This window comes from Clostridium sp. OM05-5BH, from assembly GCF_003481505.1.
GTDB lineage: Bacteria > Bacillota > Clostridia > Lachnospirales > Lachnospiraceae > Otoolea > Otoolea fessa.
In genome coordinates this window covers 306,853-320,015 of sequence record NZ_QULJ01000001.1, presented here as the reverse complement: position 1 = coordinate 320,015, position 13,163 = coordinate 306,853, and the positions used below count along the sequence as shown (strand labels likewise).

The 13,163-nt window shown below is 46.3% G+C and carries 15 protein-coding genes and 2 pseudogenes; 12 read left to right on the top strand and 5 right to left on the bottom strand.

The genetic code is table 11. The annotated features are described in order from the left end of the window. Nucleotides 1-53: 53 nt before the first annotated feature. The 12 genes and pseudogenes from DXB70_RS01545 to DXB70_RS01480 all read left to right on the top strand — a co-directional run bounded on the left by DXB70_RS01545 (nt 54) and on the right by DXB70_RS01480 (nt 10,999). Entirely contained in the window at nt 54-428 is a 375-nt protein-coding gene (locus DXB70_RS01545; protein WP_001129922.1) for a TnpV protein, read from the top strand. Nucleotides 429-794: 366 nt separating this feature from the next. Next, on the top strand, nt 795-2,714 hold the full coding sequence (gene tet(O), locus DXB70_RS01540; protein WP_000691758.1) for a tetracycline resistance ribosomal protection protein Tet(O): 1,920 nt from the start codon (nt 795-797) through the stop codon (nt 2,712-2,714). Nucleotides 2,715-2,765: 51 nt separating this feature from the next. Further along, nucleotides 2,766-2,939, top strand: coding sequence for a cysteine-rich KTR domain-containing protein (locus DXB70_RS01535; protein ID WP_002779755.1), 174 nt, complete (start codon nt 2,766-2,768; stop codon nt 2,937-2,939). Nucleotides 2,940-3,428: 489 nt separating this feature from the next. Next, complete coding sequence (locus DXB70_RS01520; RefSeq protein WP_105116765.1) at nt 3,429-3,938, top strand: sigma-70 family RNA polymerase sigma factor; 510 nt, start codon at nt 3,429-3,431, stop codon at nt 3,936-3,938. Between the two features lie 94 nt (nt 3,939-4,032). Next, nucleotides 4,033-4,458 carry a sigma-70 family RNA polymerase sigma factor gene (locus DXB70_RS01515; RefSeq protein WP_000323895.1) on the top strand — a complete coding sequence of 142 codons (426 nt, stop codon included), beginning with the start codon at nt 4,033-4,035 and terminating at the stop codon, nt 4,456-4,458. Nucleotides 4,459-4,541: 83 nt separating this feature from the next. Continuing rightward, nucleotides 4,542-5,016 (top strand): annotated as a pseudogene (locus tag DXB70_RS01510) (sigma-70 family RNA polymerase sigma factor). 154 nt (nt 5,017-5,170) lie between these two features. Then, nucleotides 5,171-6,196: an AAA family ATPase gene (locus DXB70_RS01505; protein ID WP_001170964.1), complete on the top strand. Its 1,026-nt coding sequence runs from the start codon at nt 5,171-5,173 to the stop codon at nt 6,194-6,196. Nucleotides 6,197-6,720: 524 nt separating this feature from the next. Beyond that, complete coding sequence (gene mobV, locus DXB70_RS01500) at nt 6,721-7,686, top strand: MobV family relaxase (RefSeq protein WP_001820668.1); 966 nt, start codon at nt 6,721-6,723, stop codon at nt 7,684-7,686. A gap of 8 nt (nt 7,687-7,694) precedes the next feature. After that, nucleotides 7,695-8,549, top strand: coding sequence for a ParB/RepB/Spo0J family partition protein (locus DXB70_RS01495; RefSeq protein ID WP_000743700.1), 855 nt, complete (start codon nt 7,695-7,697; stop codon nt 8,547-8,549). Nucleotides 8,550-8,594: 45 nt separating this feature from the next. Continuing rightward, on the top strand, nt 8,595-8,825 hold the full coding sequence (locus DXB70_RS01490; protein WP_001206986.1) for a PC4/YdbC family ssDNA-binding protein: 231 nt from the start codon (nt 8,595-8,597) through the stop codon (nt 8,823-8,825). Beyond that, nucleotides 8,825-9,088 (top strand): hypothetical protein, encoded by a 264-nt coding sequence (locus tag DXB70_RS01485; RefSeq protein WP_000253176.1) that lies wholly within the window; start codon nt 8,825-8,827, stop codon nt 9,086-9,088. Before DXB70_RS01490 ends, DXB70_RS01485 begins: the two co-directional genes overlap by 1 nt. Nucleotides 9,089-9,142: 54 nt before the next feature. Further along, entirely contained in the window at nt 9,143-10,999 is a 1,857-nt protein-coding gene (locus tag DXB70_RS01480) for a recombinase family protein (RefSeq protein ID WP_001820670.1), read from the top strand. Here DXB70_RS01480 and DXB70_RS14260 read toward each other — a convergent pair. From DXB70_RS14260 to DXB70_RS14250, 5 genes and pseudogenes are all read right to left on the bottom strand, one after another. Then, a pseudogene (locus DXB70_RS14260) lies at nt 10,998-11,255 on the bottom strand (conjugal transfer protein TraE); the annotation flags it as partial. The gene DXB70_RS01480 and the pseudogene DXB70_RS14260 overlap by 2 nt on opposite strands. After that, nucleotides 11,242-11,763, bottom strand: coding sequence for a helix-turn-helix domain-containing protein (locus DXB70_RS01470; RefSeq protein ID WP_279221330.1), 522 nt, complete (start codon nt 11,761-11,763; stop codon nt 11,242-11,244). The gene DXB70_RS01470 and the pseudogene DXB70_RS14260, both read right to left, overlap by 14 nt. Nucleotides 11,764-11,785: 22 nt before the next feature. Next, nucleotides 11,786-11,953: a hypothetical protein gene (locus DXB70_RS14070; protein ID WP_182448397.1), complete on the bottom strand. Its 168-nt coding sequence runs from the start codon at nt 11,951-11,953 to the stop codon at nt 11,786-11,788. Then, the gene (locus DXB70_RS14255; protein WP_243099877.1) at nt 11,950-12,303 is read right to left on the bottom strand and encodes a phage antirepressor KilAC domain-containing protein; all 354 of its coding nucleotides are present in this window, start codon (nt 12,301-12,303) and stop codon (nt 11,950-11,952) included. Before DXB70_RS14255 ends, DXB70_RS14070 begins: the two co-directional genes overlap by 4 nt. 36 nt (nt 12,304-12,339) lie before the next feature. After that, complete coding sequence (locus DXB70_RS14250) at nt 12,340-12,780, bottom strand: BRO family protein (protein WP_243099876.1); 441 nt, start codon at nt 12,778-12,780, stop codon at nt 12,340-12,342. Nucleotides 12,781-13,163 lie beyond the last annotated feature (383 nt).

Here is a 13,163-nt window from a genome sequence, read left to right as displayed (position 1 = left end):
AGGACGGATTTTGCGGACATTCAAAATAAAAAAGAATGTGGAGGTAACAGACAATGGCAAAATCATTATTTGAGGAACTGGGCGGCAAATACGAAAGGCAAGGGGATTATTTGATACCGTGCTTAACTGTACCCGCCGAAGAAGAACAGGCAATAGGCATCTGGGGGCAACGGCATTTAGATTATCTAAAACAGTACCGTAAAGTTACATACACCAATCTTCTTACAAGCGGCAGGCTAAACGCCTACCTTGCCGACATCAACAGACAGGCACAGGAACGCTTTGAAAGGCTCATAGAGGGTATGAAACAGGCACAGGGCATAACGGAACAGCTAAAGGCAGAAAACGCCTTAGAATGGACAGGATGCCTCAATAACATAAGGGCTTGTGCGAGGGAGATTGTGGAAAAGGAAATTATTTTTGCATAAACAGATGATTAGTGGCAGGGGGAAATCCTGCCGCTTTTTCTGCTTTAGTTTGTCAGCTTGACAAATAAAGGGTTAAGGAATATAATTAGATTCAGTATTATACAAGGAGTTGATAAATATGCGGCAAGGTATTCTTAAATAAACTGTCAATTTGATAGTGGGAACAAAAAGTAGCAGTCCCGTTTCACTTTTAATATGGGGCTTAGTTTTTTGTACCCAGTTTAAGAATACTTTTATCATGTAATTTTATATGCCCGAAAACATATAAGTGTTTTGGGGCTATTGGAGTTATTTACCCAGTGATAGGAGTATTTATCACTGGGTATTTTTATGCCCTTTTTTGGGTGTTGATAGGAGGAAAATCACATGAAAATAATTAACTTAGGCATTCTGGCTCACGTTGACGCAGGAAAGACAACATTAACGGAAAGTTTATTGTATACCAGTGGTGCAATTGCAGAACTAGGGAGCGTAGATGAAGGCACAACAAGGACAGATACAATGAATTTGGAGCGTCAAAGGGGAATCACTATCCAGACAGCAGTGACATCTTTTCAGTGGGAGGATGTAAAAGTCAACATTATAGATACGCCAGGCCATATGGATTTTTTGGCGGAAGTATACCGTTCTTTATCCGTATTAGACGGAGCAGTATTATTAGTTTCTGCAAAGGATGGCATACAGGCACAGACCCGTATACTGTTTCATGCACTACAGATAATGAAGATTCCGACAATTTTTTTCATCAATAAAATTGACCAAGAGGGGATTGATTTGCCAATGGTATATCGGGAAATGAAAGCAAAGCTTTCTTCGGAAATTATAGTGAAGCAAAAGGTTGGGCAGCATCCCCATATAAATGTAACGGACAATGACGATATGGAACAGTGGGATGCGGTAATTATGGGAAACGATGAACTATTAGAGAAATATATGTCAGGGAAACCGTTTAAAATGTCAGAACTGGAACAGGAAGAAAACAGGAGATTCCAAAACGGAACGTTATTTCCCGTTTATCACGGAAGCGCTAAAAACAATCTGGGGATTCGGCAGCTTATAGAAGTAATTGCCAGTAAATTTTATTCATCAACGCCTGAAGGTCAATCTGAACTATGCGGGCAGGTTTTTAAGATTGAATATTCAGAGAAAAGGCGGCGTTTTGTTTATGTGCGTATATATAGCGGAACATTGCATTTGAGGGATGTTATTAGAATATCTGAAAAAGAGAAAATAAAAATCACAGAGATGTGTGTTCCGACAAACGGTGAATTATATTCATCCGATACAGCCTGCTCTGGTGATATTGTAATTTTACCAAATGATGTTTTGCAGCTAAACAGTATTTTGGGGAACGAAATACTGTTGCCGCAGAGAAAATTTATTGAAAATCCTCTCCCTATGCTCCAAACAACGATTGCAGTAAAGAAATCTGAACAGCGGGAAATATTGCTTGGGGCACTTACAGAAATTTCAGATGGCGACCCTCTTTTAAAATATTATGTGGATACTACAACGCATGAGATTATACTTTCTTTTTTGGGGAATGTGCAGATGGAAGTCATTTGTGCCATCCTTGAGGAAAAATATCATGTGGAGGCAGAAATAAAAGAGCCTACTGTTATATATATGGAAAGACCGCTTAGAAAAGCAGAATATACCATCCACATAGAAGTCCCGCCAAATCCTTTCTGGGCTTCTGTCGGGTTGTCCATAGAGCCGCTCCCTATTGGAAGCGGAGTGCAGTATGAAAGCAGAGTTTCACTTGGATATTTAAATCAATCGTTCCAAAATGCGGTTATGGAGGGGGTTCTTTATGGCTGCGAGCAGGGGCTGTATGGATGGAAAGTGACAGACTGTAAAATCTGTTTTGAATATGGATTGTATTATAGTCCTGTAAGTACCCCCGCAGACTTTCGGCTGCTTTCCCCTATCGTATTGGAGCAGGCTTTAAAAAAAGCAGGGACAGAACTATTAGAGCCATATCTCCACTTTGAAATTTATGCACCGCAGGAATATCTCTCACGGGCGTATCATGATGCTCCAAGGTATTGTGCAGATATTGTAAGTACTCAGATAAAGAATGACGAGGTCATTCTGAAAGGAGAAATCCCTGCTAGATGTATTCAAGAATACAGGAACGATTTAACTTATTTCACAAATGGGCAGGGAGTCTGCTTGACAGAGTTAAAAGGATACCAGCCAGCTATTGGTAAATTTATTTGCCAACCCCGCCGCCCGAATAGCCGTATAGATAAGGTTCGGCATATGTTCCACAAGTTAGCTTAACAGCTTGCAAAAGTCATATAAAATGAGATTTGAAAGGATTAGAGACTAATTATGATGAAATGCGAATGGATATTGTGTCCTGTTTGTGGGAGCAAAACCCGTAATAAAATTAGGAAGGACACTGTTTTGGAGAATTATCCCCTTTATTGTCCAAAATGCAGACAAGAAAGATTGATTAAAGTTGACAACTTGAAGATAACTGTCATCAAAGAGCCAGACGCTTAAGACGCAGAGCCGATGAAATTGTGGAACAATTCACGAATCATCGGCTCTTTTTGTTTCGTATTTGAAAGAACAAACTCACCAAATAAAAAAAACGATATTCGGGTGGGTTATTTTGTTATACCCTAAATTACCCTCTGAATTTGTTTTTAAATTTGGAGGGATTTTTTTATGTCCTTTTTTCGGGCAGTTATCTATCTGCTCATACGAAGCAAAATTTATCAATACATAGCATATCAGAGAACGGCAGGAAACCAGTTAAAAAATTTCTGCCAGTGCAACGGTACTTCTCACCTTGAAAGTAGAAGTACAATCTCCATACAATAGAATTACTATTTCCTATAACCGTAAAGGTCACAGAGCCTTTGCGGTTTTTCTTTTGTCGATTTTTGTTGGAAAGTGCCGTAGGGCTGTTTCTGATATGCGGTGTCGTTCTCCGCCTCTCCATCTGGATTTTTTACATTTCAAAAATTCAGATGGGAGGTATTTATGGTGAAATATGCACCAAGAAAGGTATATATCAGAGAAAGTGGCGGCTATGTGGAATTATCCTACACGGAGTTCTGCCGTTGCAGGGAATCCGACCAGACCTATATGGACAAGCTGTTTATCCCCATTCAAGGCTGTCTGCTTGAAGTCGTGAGGGAGCAATACACAGACTTCTACCGTGACAAGGAACGGTGGCGTTATCTGCAAAAATTAGATACAAAGAATAGACTGCTATCTCTCGACGGATTTACGGACAGCGAGGGGAATCCTCTGGACTTTATCACTGATGAAGCGGTGGACATTGCAGAAACCGTTGTCAATGCGGTCATGGTGGACAGGCTGAAAGCCGCCCTGCCTTTGCTGTCGGATAGTGAACAGGAGCTGATACAGGCAATCTTTTTTGACGGACTTTCCGAGCGTGAAGTCGGGGCGAGGTTGGGCATAACCCAGAGCGTTGTAAACAAACGCAAAGCCAGAATCCTAATAAAACTAAGAAAGATAATAGAAAATTAAAATTTAAGGCGTTCAGCCCCCTTGTTTTTTCCTTTGGGAAGATGAGGGGGCTTTTCTCTGCCCTCTCAATCAATTCTGATTGGAGGAAGTAAGAATGGCATACAACCACGGACGGGAGGACAGGAAATGGCGTATCTGGAAAGAAGCGGAGGAAAAGCTGCTGCGTGAGTGCGGCGTTGATGAAGCGACCATTGAGCAGATACGCATGGCGGACAGGGCAGACTTCAATTCCAACAGGCGGTTTTACCGATGGACGAATGACGTTGCGGAATATCTTGAGGACATGGCAGGCAGGGAGCGGCAGGCGGAAGTGGGTACGGTTGCGGAGTTACTGGAAGAGATTGAGAGCGAAAATCTCTATCAAGTATTAGTCACGGTGGACGGGCGTACCTTGAAAATCGTCCTGCTGAAAATGCAGGGGTATTCCACAAAGGAGATTGCCCCGCTTGTGCATTTGACGACTGGTGCCATCTATGCGAGGTTAGACCATCTGCGGAAGAAGCTGCGGAAAATTTTATAGCTTCTAAAACAGCCTGCCATCCTGCGGGCTACTGGGTGAGGGATGGAAATCCCCTCACTCATTTTTTGCAGGAGGACAACAGGATGGCATACAGGGTTAAGGCATACACGCTTCGGGAGGAATCCACGGAAAGCGGCACAAGGTATTTTATCAGCTTTAAGGACGGGCAGGGCAAATCCCACGAGTTGGAAGTGTCGGAACAGTTCTTTATGGAGTTTCGGCAGATGGAGCGCAGGAACAGGAATCTTTTCTAATGGGACGAGCGGCACAGGGAGTTTAACGAGGTATGGGACGAAACCCTTTACAGACGGGCGTTGCGTGTGCCTAAGAGCCTTGATGAACGCATGGTTGAGGAAGAACGGAATGAAACGCTCTATAAGGCGGTTGGGAGCCTTCCAGAGATACAAAGGCGGCGTTTCCTGCTCTACTACGAGTATGAGTTCAATTTTTACCAAATCGCCGCTATGGAGCATTGCACCGCTTCGGCAATACAGAAATCTGTTGCGATTGCAAAGGAGAAAGTAAAGGCGGAAATTGAAGAAATATCTCCAACCGTGACCGACACCGCCCGAAAAAGAAATCTGTTTTTTATTTGTGTGGGATTGGCGGCATTACATACTCTCACTTTTTTCCGTGGGAGTAAATCTATTTTTAAGGAGGTCAACGCCTATGTGCAACGAAAACAAAGACACCGCCCGAAAGGAGGAAAGCCATGCAGAAGTTACAGACAGTCAACGCCGAAACGCTCCTTTATGAACCGCTTGAGAAACCATCCTTTGTGGTGGACAGCCTTATCCCGACAGGCTTATCGCTGTTCTGCGGCTCACAGAAGATAGGCAAAAGCTGGCTCATGCTGAAGCTATGCTTATGCGTGTCGCAGGGAATCCCTTTATGGGATATGCCGACAATGGAGGGCGATGTGCTTTACCTCTGCCTTGAGGACACGTTCTGCCGCATACAGGACAGGTTATTTCGTTTGACGGACGAAGCAAGCGGGCGGCTCCACTTTGCCGTGGCAAGCTGCAAGCTGTCAGACGGTCTTATCGTGCAGCTTGAAGATTATCTGAAAGATTACCCAGACAGCAGGCTCATTGTCATTGATACCTTGCAGAAAGTCCGTACAGCTTCAAAAGACAATGCCTATGCAAGCGACTATGGGGACATCTCCCTCATCAAAGACTTTGCCGACAGGCACTCTCTGGCGGTCATTGTCGTACACCACATCCGAAAGCAGAATGACAGCGACGTGTTCAACAAGGTGTCTGGGACGACAGGATTAACGGGGAGTGCGGACGCTACCTTTGTTCTGGAAAAGGAGAAACGTGCGTCTGACACCGCCAAGCTGTATGTGACGGGCAGGGACACGCCTTATCAGGAATACACGCTGCGTTTCCGTGATTGCCGTTGGGAGCTTGTGGAGCGGAAAACGCAGGAGCAGCTTGCGAAAGAAACGATACCAGATGTCCTTTTTCGGTTGGTGGATTTTATGAGGGATAAGGAAGAATGGATAGGCACGGCAACGGAACTGTTAGCCGCTATGGGGGAAACGGAAACCATACCCACGGTGATTACGAAATGGCTGAATGAATACCGCACCACATTTTTAAGCGAGAACCGTATCTGCTACCAGTACAGCCGCAGGAAAGACGGCAGGCGGATTGCCCTTGCAAGGAGGGCGGGTGACAGCGGTGATGGTGGTGACAGCGATATTAGGATACCCCCCTGTTACTGTCATTGACGCTTAAAGCCATGTAAAGCTGGCGGCTCTGCCCTGCGGGTGACAGCAGTGACGGTGGTGACAGTGATTTTAGGATACCCTGCCGCTGTCATCCCTACGGGAGAACACCCCGTAAACGCAAAATGCAGGCGTGAGATTTACTCGCCCTTTTCGGTCGTGTAAAACCACCCCTGCGGTCAGAAAAATCATTCCGATTTTTCCGACTGCGTTTACAGGGTGTAACACACTACACTTTGCCCTGCAAAGTCGTGTGCCAGACGTTCCCTCTGGACTCCCTTAAGGCAGGGCTGTGCCCTGCTATCCTACGCCTTACGGCTTCGGATAAAAGAATGGCGGCATGACGGTGACGGCTCTTGCGAGGGGGGTATCCCAAAAACACCGTCATCATCGACATGACCGTCATGCAGGGGGTGAGGGTGACAGTTGCGGCAGTCGGCAGGGGGTATCCCAAAACTGCTGTCACCACCGTCACCGCTGTCACCCCAAAGGACGGTCACCCGCCGAAAGAAAGGAGGAATCCGCCTATGCCTTATGCAATCCTGCGTTTCCAGAAACGAAAAGCGGGCGGCGTTGCGGCTTGTGAACGCCACAACGAGCGGAAGAAAGAAGCCTACAAAAGCAACCCAGATATAGATATGGAACGCTCTAAAAACAATTACCATCTCATAGCACCACCAAAGTACACCTACAAGAAAGAGATTAACCGCATGGTAGCCGAAGCGGGGTGCAGGACAAGGAAAGACAGCGTGATGATGGTGGAAACGCTCATCACAGCTTCACCAGAATTTATGAACCAGTTACCGCCCGAAGAACAAAAAGCGTATTTCCAGACGGCTCTTGACTTCATTTCGGAGCGTGTTGGAAAGCAGAATATCCTCTCCGCTGTCGTCCATATGGACGAGAGAACGCCCCATATGCACCTCTGCTTTGTGCCGATTACGCCAGACAATAAGCTGTCAGCGAAAGCTATCTTAGGCAACCAGAAATCATTATCCGAGTGGCAGACCGCCTACCATGAGCGGATGTCCTCACGGTGGAATCAGCTTGAACGGGGGCAGTCCTCAATGGAAACCAAGCGGAAACACGTCCCCACATGGCTCTATAAATTAGGCGGCAGGCTTGATAAACAGTATGAAGAAATCGTGTCTGCCCTATCCGACATCAACGCCTTTAACGCAGGGAAGAAAAGGGATAAAGCGTTAGATTTACTCTCTGCATGGCTGCCAGACGTGGAGAAATTCTCTAAGGAAATCGGGAAACAGCAGGCGTATATCGACAGTTTGAAAGAGAGAATTGGGCAGGAATCAGACTATGCGGGGCGTATGCGTGATGAAAAGTACGAGCAGGAACTAAAGGTGCAGAAAGCGAATCAGAAGATATTTGAATTGCAGAGAACCAACGAGCAGATGGGGCGGCTGCTGTCAAAAATACCGCCCGAAGTGTTGGAAGAATTGCAGAAAAATCATAGAAGCAGAGCGAAAGAAAGGTAGATATGTGAATGAAGAAACAGGATTTTAAGGTGTTAAAGACCAAAGACTTGTACCCGTTCCCCGACAATCCGTTTCATGTGGCAGAAGATGAAACACTGTCAGAGTTAGCGGAAAGCATCAAGGAATTTGGCATTGTCACGCCGATAATCACACGCCCGAAAGAGGACGGGGACGGTTATGAAGTGATTGCAGGACAGCGGCGTGTCCGTGCTTCTGAACTTGCAGGGATAAATACCGTGCCTGCGTTTGTCCTGCCCTTAGACCGTGACCGAGCCATCATCACCCTTGTAGACAGCAATTTGCAGCGTGAGAATATCCTGCCATCGGAGCGGGCGTTTGCTTACAAGATGAAATCCGAAGCCATGAAGCGGCAGGGTTTCCGCACAGACTTAACCTCGTCACAAGTTGTGACGAAGTTGCGGACGGACGACAAGGTGGCACAGGGCTTCGGCGTGGGCAGGATGACCGTGCAGCGTTTTATCCGCCTGACGGAACTGATACCGCCGATTTTGCAGATGGTGGACGAGGGGAAAATCGCCCTCACGCCTGCGGTGGAACTGTCCTTCTTGAAGAAAGACGAGCAGGAAAACCTCTTTGCCACGATGGAGAGCGAAGAAGCAACGCCCTCACTCTCACAGGCACAGCGGATGAAACAGTTAAGCCAGAGCGGGCGGCTTGACATGGATACGATATTTGCGATTATGACGGAGGAAAAGGGCAACCAGAAAGAAACCTTGAAAATCAACACAAGCAAGCTGAAAAAATACTTTCCGAAGAACACAACGCCGAAGCAGATGGAGGAAACCATCATCAAACTTTTGGAGCGTGAGTTGCAGAGGAAACGCAACCGTGACAGCCGCTAATCTTCTTTTTTCGGGAAGTAAATACAGAGAGTTGAGGTATGGAGAATGAGAGAAATCCAGTATGAAATCGTAAAGGAAATCGCAGTATTGTCTACGGGCGACAGTGGCTACACAAAGGAAATCAATCTCATTTCATGGAATGGGAAAGAGCCGAAGTATGACATCCGCAGCTTTTCCCCGAACCGTGAAAAGTGCGGCAAGGGAATCACGCTGAACGCTGATGAAGCGGCGGCACTCCTTAAAGCATTACAGAAAGAATTAAACAGCGAGGATTAATGGTATCTGATTGGCAGGGCGGGGACATTTCCAAACTCTTCCCTGCCCTGTCTGGAAAGGAAGATTTAAGTATGGGCGAGGATAAGAAAGCAGATAAAAAGAGAAAGCGTATCGTGCCAAAAGCACCAGTGCAGATGATAATCAGCCGTGAATATGTCGGCACACAGACCGTTACAGAAGCGTTTGTCCCGATTATCTCCGAGGATATTCGGAAGAAGATTGCCGAGGGCGACACCTTCGACAATGAGGGGCTGTCCGCTTAGAATGTACGCAATGGGACATGAAAACAGATAGGACAGATACGGAGGTTTTACAGTATGGCAGGAATCAAAGAAGAAAAGAAAATCTATTTAGTCGGCATTTATTGCCGCTTATCTAAAGACGATGGTACGGATAACGAGAGTGCGAGCATTGCGACACAGAAATCCATCCTCACGGATTATGTGAAAAAGCAGGGATGGCACATAGCAAAAACGTATGTGGACGATGGTTATTCTGGTACAAATTTCCAAAGACCAAGTTTCCAGAATATGATAAAAGACATTGAAAGCGGTCTGATAAACTGCGTGATTACGAAAGATTTATCCCGTCTGGGGAGAAACTATCTTGATTGTGGGTTATATCTGGAAGTTTTCTTCCCAGAGCATAACGTGAGGTATATAGCGGTCAATGACGGCGTAGATACCTTGAATAAATCTGCTATGGACATCACGCCTTTCCGCAACATTTTAAACGAAATGTATGCCGCTGACATATCTGTTAAGATAAAATCGGCATATCGGGCGAGGTTTCAACAGGGGAAATTCATGGGAACTACCGCCCCTTATGGCTATATCAAAGACCCTGCCGACCACAACCATCTGCTGATAGATGATAAAGTGGCACATGTTGTAAAAGAGATATTCGACCTTGCATTAAAAGGGAATGGAGTTGCCAAAATTTGCAGACATCTTAATAAACAGCATATCCTACGCCCTGCCGCTTATGCGGCGGAGCGTGGCGAAACAGGCTTTGAACGTCATTTTGAGGGGAACGAGGACAAACGCTATATTTGGAGTGGGAACAGCGTGAGGAGCATTTTAAGAAGCCCGATATATGCGGGAAATCTTGTAGGCTACAAACGGATTGCCGCCAATATGAAAAGCAAGAAACGCCCCTCTAAGCTGCCCGAAGAATGGGAAGTGATACCCAATACCCATGAGGGAATAGTCACGCAGGAGGAATTTGATATTGTCCAACAGCTTATTACAAGTCGTAGGCTTCCACAGAACAAGGGAGGATTTGTAAATATTTTTGCAGGCGTTATCAAGTGTGTGGACTGCGGATGTGCTCTGCGGGCAATGAACGTACACAGGAGGAAACGCCCAGAGATTATCGACTGTGTACAGTATTCATGTAATAATTATGCAAGAAACGGAAGAAGCGAGTGTAGTGCCCACAATATAGAAGCAAGGGATTTATTCAATGCCGTTCTTGCCGACATCAACTGTTTTGCGGATATGGCAGTGAATGATGAAAAGGCGGTCAGGGCCATAGAAAAGCGGCTCACGGAAACAGACCAGAGCAGGGCGAAAGCATTAGAGAAAGAACGTAAGAAGCTGAACAAACGCCTTGCGGAACTGGACAGGCTGTTTTCCTCTCTCTACGAGGATAAGGTCATGGAGCGTATTACCGAGCGGAATTTTGAGATGATGTCGGGGAAATACCAGAAAGAGCAGCTTGAAATTGAAGCAAGGCTGAAAGAGGTGACGGAAACTCTTAATGAAAGCTACGAGAAATCACGGGGAATCCGTGACTTCCTCGCCCTTATCCGAAATTATCAAGGCTTAAAAGAACTGGATGCAACAGTTATAAACGCACTCATAGACAAGATACTTGTTTCGGAGCGTGAGAAGATGGCAGACGGAACAGTGAAGCAGGAAATCAAGATTTACTATAAATTCATCGGCTTTGTCGATGAATTACATATCATACCTACAAAACGGTGGGCAGCAATGCCCGCTAAAAATTGTACGGTGTGCGGCGTTGAATATGTCCCGGGCTCTGGTGCATCAAGGTATTGTCCTGCTTGTGCCAAGAAGATACGGAGGGAGAAATCAAACGAGAGCAAACGCAGGAGCAGAGAACAGAAAAGGATAGCATGTATGAACTGTCCGCAAAAAATGACCGACTGAAGTTGTTCATCAGGTCGCTCTCAATGTGATTGAGCCTCGGCTTTGCCTGTTTCATGGATTCTGCTTCAATGCCAAACGTCAGGTACTTCGTCTTGGTCAGGCCGTTGTTGCCCTGGGCAAGCTGGCGGCGCAGCATGGTGCTGTACTCCGTGCGCACCGGATTGAAATGATCCTTCTGGTACGGGATGCGCACCATCTTCTCAAAATTCGAGGCATCCGTAGCCATATTCATAAAAGAAAGCTCAAAGCGGATACTCAGAGAGCCGTTCCACCCGCATCTGATAATCTCCTGGGAACTCCTGCCGGAGCTTGCCGTATTCCGTGTCAGAGAGAAGGACATTTTCGTATGAGCCATACCGGTGCTGGATTTCCTTCTTCTCTCTTTTATTGATTGTTTCAGTACTTGTTCTATTAGTACTTAATTGCGCGGGATTTTCCGTAACCGGTGTGTCCGTATCCGGATTTACCGTATACGGCTTTTCCGTACACGGTGATTCCGAACACGGCTTTTTCCTTGGCATCTCATAGATCACATACTCCGCTCTGCCCATCCGACCGTTGCTCTCACGCTGCTGGTTCCTTTCCAGATACCCAAGACGCTCTAGCTCTTTCAGAGCTGTAAGCACTCCATCTACGCCGTCCGGTGTAATCGAAGATAATCCCCGTACCGAATAATTCCATGTGTCCGGCAAACTGAGCAGCATAGAGAGAAGTCCTTTCCCTTTCAGGCTGAGGCCCTGATCCCGCAGGTGGTAATTGCACATCGTTGTGTAATTGCTGTTTTTCTCAACCCTGAATATCGGCATGGTGCTCACCATCCTTTTTCGCAGGCTCCTCTTTTTTCTTCGAACATTTGCGCGGACGATCTTCGCTGTCCTCCCGACGATGGTATTTACCGGTATCCTGCATCATGCGTTCAAACGCCTGAAGGCGTCCCTCAGTAAAAAGCGTCATTCGATCACACCCCATTTCTTAAACAACTTGAAGAGATGATTCTTTCCCTTGCAGGTCACTCTCGTCTGCTGCACCAGCTTTCCACTTCTGCCGTAGCAATCCCGGACAATAAAATAGCCCCTTGCAGATTTGTCTGCAAAAGGCATCAGCCAGCCGCTTGGACTACGGTACAGATAGCGGTGATCCAGTAAGAGAGCCACTGCCGTCTTCTCCGGGATTCCGATTTCCTTACAGAAATTCCGGATACAGGTGCAATCCTCAGAATTTACAAAGGTGTCGAAGTAGTTTGCCTTGGGCTGCGCCGCATCCAGCTGTTTGCGGATACCCTCAAGCTGCTCTCTCTCGGCCACAAGCTCCTGCGCCAGAGTGTAGATGACCTCCGGATGCTAAATCACCTGATCCAAAATAGAATCGCTCATATACACACCATGCTTTCGGATGGACGGGAGAACTTCATCAAACACCCAGTGTTCAAACCGTTCTGCCGATGGCAGCTTGCTGTGAACGATCAGCCGGTAAACATCACCTTCCGTGATAAAGGAGATTTCAACGACCTGCTCTCCAGCATCTCCATACTGATTCACCTTCTGAACGACCCCCTCGCGTTTCGTTAGGGGGCCTCTACAATGGCGTTTCACTGCGGCGTAGGGATTCACATATCCCAACGCTTTCGCCACGTCGCTTGCACAGAAGAAGGTCTTGCCTGCCTCCTGTAACAACCGGATCGAACCAAACTCCTGGTTCTCAAACACCTCCATCATCTGCCTCGACTGTCTGCCATGACTGCCCACATCGGTGTCATGGGTCTTCTGATTGAAATCCGTCATACCTGTTACCTCCTACTCAAATTTGTCTCGCCGGATTTCGGGCGAAAAAAATAAAGCCTCGACCCATTCTCGTTTTCAAAGAATGAGCCAAGGCTCTATGTAACAGGATACCTGATATTATTTTTTTGCAGATTTCGTCAGAACTCGCCAAACGAATCCGACACCATTTTTCATTCCGTTTCAGCCGGATTTTTCCCGAAAATCTGTCAAGGATATGGGGCGAATTTCCCCTCCAAAATGGCCTTCTGTAAACCCATTTTCCCACCCATTAGGCTCAAAAATAGACCGTAAACCCATGGTAAACCCATCAAAATGGGCTAATTTGAAGTCAAATTTCCTCAAATTTCACCATCGGAATCAGGTGATTTCAGGCATAGAAAAAG

What these genes read in the sequence shown, in the direction of transcription:
- DXB70_RS01545 (WP_001129922.1), top strand. Translation starts at nt 54, where the DNA reads ATGGCAAAATCATTATTTGAGGAACTGGGCGGCAAATACGAAAGGCAA.
- DXB70_RS01535 (WP_002779755.1), top strand. Translation starts at nt 2,766, where the DNA reads ATGATGAAATGCGAATGGATATTGTGTCCTGTTTGTGGGAGCAAAACC.
- DXB70_RS01515 (WP_000323895.1), top strand. Translation starts at nt 4,033, where the DNA reads ATGGCATACAACCACGGACGGGAGGACAGGAAATGGCGTATCTGGAAA.
- DXB70_RS01505 (WP_001170964.1), top strand. Translation starts at nt 5,171, where the DNA reads ATGCAGAAGTTACAGACAGTCAACGCCGAAACGCTCCTTTATGAACCG.
- mobV (WP_001820668.1), top strand. Translation starts at nt 6,721, where the DNA reads ATGCCTTATGCAATCCTGCGTTTCCAGAAACGAAAAGCGGGCGGCGTT.
- DXB70_RS01495 (WP_000743700.1), top strand. Translation starts at nt 7,695, where the DNA reads ATGAAGAAACAGGATTTTAAGGTGTTAAAGACCAAAGACTTGTACCCG.
- DXB70_RS01490 (WP_001206986.1), top strand. Translation starts at nt 8,595, where the DNA reads ATGAGAGAAATCCAGTATGAAATCGTAAAGGAAATCGCAGTATTGTCT.
- DXB70_RS01485 (WP_000253176.1), top strand. Translation starts at nt 8,825, where the DNA reads ATGGTATCTGATTGGCAGGGCGGGGACATTTCCAAACTCTTCCCTGCC.
- DXB70_RS01480 (WP_001820670.1), top strand. Translation starts at nt 9,143, where the DNA reads ATGGCAGGAATCAAAGAAGAAAAGAAAATCTATTTAGTCGGCATTTAT.
- DXB70_RS01470 (WP_279221330.1), bottom strand. Translation starts at nt 11,763, where the DNA reads ATGTGCAATTACCACCTGCGGGATCAGGGCCTCAGCCTGAAAGGGAAA.
- DXB70_RS14070 (WP_182448397.1), bottom strand. Translation starts at nt 11,953, where the DNA reads ATGACGCTTTTTACTGAGGGACGCCTTCAGGCGTTTGAACGCATGATG.
- DXB70_RS14250 (WP_243099876.1), bottom strand. Translation starts at nt 12,780, where the DNA reads ATGACGGATTTCAATCAGAAGACCCATGACACCGATGTGGGCAGTCAT.